Origin of the sequence: Pseudomonas sp. PS02303, assembly GCF_029959925.1 — a bacterium.
GTDB lineage: Bacteria > Pseudomonadota > Gammaproteobacteria > Pseudomonadales > Pseudomonadaceae > Aquipseudomonas > Aquipseudomonas mandelii.
Genome location: NZ_JASCOM010000474.1, coordinates 1 through 2,104 on the forward strand (window position 1 = coordinate 1; position 2,104 = coordinate 2,104).

2 protein-coding genes are annotated in these 2,104 nt (G+C 60.6%); both read left to right on the top strand.

What is annotated here, in order from left to right:
* The first annotated feature begins 361 nt into the window (after positions 1-361).
* Positions 362-1,162: a 3-methyl-2-oxobutanoate hydroxymethyltransferase gene (gene panB, locus QMX98_RS34205; RefSeq protein WP_010467597.1), complete on the top strand. Its 801-nt coding sequence runs from the start codon at positions 362-364 to the stop codon at positions 1,160-1,162.
* A complete protein-coding gene (gene panC, locus QMX98_RS34210; protein ID WP_083375737.1) occupies positions 1,159-2,019 on the top strand; it encodes a pantoate--beta-alanine ligase in 861 nt (286 codons plus the stop codon). The genes panB and panC overlap by 4 nt, the downstream gene beginning before the upstream one ends.
* Positions 2,020-2,104: the final 85 nt, after the last annotated feature.

The window sequence follows — 2,104 nt, forward strand, 5'->3', positions numbered from 1 at the left end:
AAATCCCCTGTGGGAGTGAGCCTGCTCGCGATAGCGACTTAACATTCACCGAAGATGTTGACTGTCAGGACGCAATCGCGAGCAGGCTCACTCCCACATTGGTTTTTGTGTTGAACATAGAATCCGCTGCTGAATCGCATCAGTTACCCCGGTAACACCCCCCGCGTAACAACGCGGTAACACATGCAATTGACTTCCCGAGTTCTCCTCACGACTATAGGCGTCCCGCTGCCGCCAACACGGCGTTGAAGGGCGCAATCCAGGCCTTAAAAGCACGACATCAGAGCGTGCGCCTGTATTTAACGAAGAATCACGCGCGTTACTCGCAGTAGTTTCCAAGCGCCTGAATGAGGAACTTTTCATGCCAGCCATCACCCTGACCACTCTGCAAGGTTTGAAGCAAAAAGGTGAAAAAATCACCATGCTGACCTGCTATGACGCGACCTTCGCCCACGCCTGCAATCAGGCTGGCGTCGAAGTGCTGCTGGTGGGCGACTCCCTCGGCATGGTTTTGCAAGGTCACGACAGCACCCTGCCGGTGACCACCGCGGAAATGGCTTACCACGTGGCAGCCGTCAAACGCGGCAACGCCGATGCTCTGATCCTCGCCGACCTGCCGTTCATGGCCTACGCCACCACCGAACAAGCCATGAGCAACAGCGCCCTGTTGATGCAGGCCGGTGCGCACATGGTCAAGGTTGAAGGCGCATTGTGGCTCGCCGACTCGATCCGCCTGCTGGCCGAACGAGGCATCCCTGTGTGCGCGCACATGGGCCTGACACCGCAATCGGTGAACATGCTGGGCGGTTACAAAGTCCAGGGCCGCAGCGAGAACCAGGCGCGACAGATGCGCGCCGACGCCATCGCGCTGGAACAGGCCGGTGCCGCCATGCTGTTGCTTGAGTGCGTACCGAGCGAATTGGCCCAGGAAATTACCCAGGCAGTGGGCATTCCGGTGATCGGCATCGGTGCCGGCAGTGACACCGATGGCCAGGTCCTGGTCCTGCACGACATGCTCGGCCTGTCCATTACCGGTCGCGTACCTAAATTCGTAAAGAACTTCATGAACGGCCAGACCAGCATTCACGCAGCTCTGAGCGCCTACGTCAGTGAAGTCAAAGCCGCCTCTTTCCCTGGGATCGAACACGGATTCTCTGCATGAACACCGTAAAAACAGTACGCGAACTCCGGGCCGCCGTGGCCCGTGCCCGCAGCGAAGGCAAGCGCATCGGCTTCGTGCCGACCATGGGCAACCTGCACAGCGGTCATGTCGCGCTGATCACCAAAGCGACCCAACGGGCGGATTTCGTAGTCGCCAGCATTTTCGTCAACCCGCTGCAGTTCGGCGCCGGCGAAGACCTCGACAAGTACCCGCGGACCCTGGCGGCTGACCAGGAGAAACTGCTCCAGGCCGGTTGCCACTTGCTGTTCGCGCCCACCGTCGAAGAAATGTACCCCGATGGCATGGCCGGCCAGACCCGCGTCAGCGTCCCGCAACTCTCCGAAGGCCTGTGCGGCGCCAGCCGTCCCGGGCATTTCGAAGGTGTCGCGACGGTCGTCAGCAAGCTGTTCAACATGGTCCAGCCGGACCTGGCGGTCTTCGGCCAGAAAGATTTCCAGCAACTGGCGGTGATCAAATCCCTGGTCCATGACCTGAACATGCCAGTGCAGATCATTGGCGAACCGACCGTTCGGGCGGCCGATGGCCTGGCGCTGTCGTCGCGCAATGGTTTCCTCAGCGAAGAGCAGCGCGCCATTGCGCCGGTGGTGTATCGCGGCCTGTGCCAGATTGCCGAGGCGATCAAACAGGGCGAGCGGGATTTCCCGGCGCTGATCGACGCACAGATCAAGCAGCTTGAAGCAGCCGGGTTGCGCCCCGATTACCTGGAGATTCGTCACGCGCAAACCTTGCGCCCAGCGACTCCGGAAGATCGGGACCTGGTGATATTGGTTGCGGCGTTCCTGGGCACCACACGGTTGATCGACAACCTGCACCTGAACCTCGACGCCCCCGCCTAAGCACCGCCCCCCTGTAGGAGCGAAGCTTGCTCGCGAACAGCCTGTCACACTCGACATTTGTGTCGACTGATACGCCGCGTTCGCG

Bases quoted from the DNA above. Each gene is read 5' to 3' on its own strand.
- panB (WP_010467597.1), top strand. From the start codon at position 362: ATGCCAGCCATCACCCTGACCACTCTGCAAGGTTTGAAGCAAAAAGGT.
- panC (WP_083375737.1), top strand. From the start codon at position 1,159: ATGAACACCGTAAAAACAGTACGCGAACTCCGGGCCGCCGTGGCCCGT.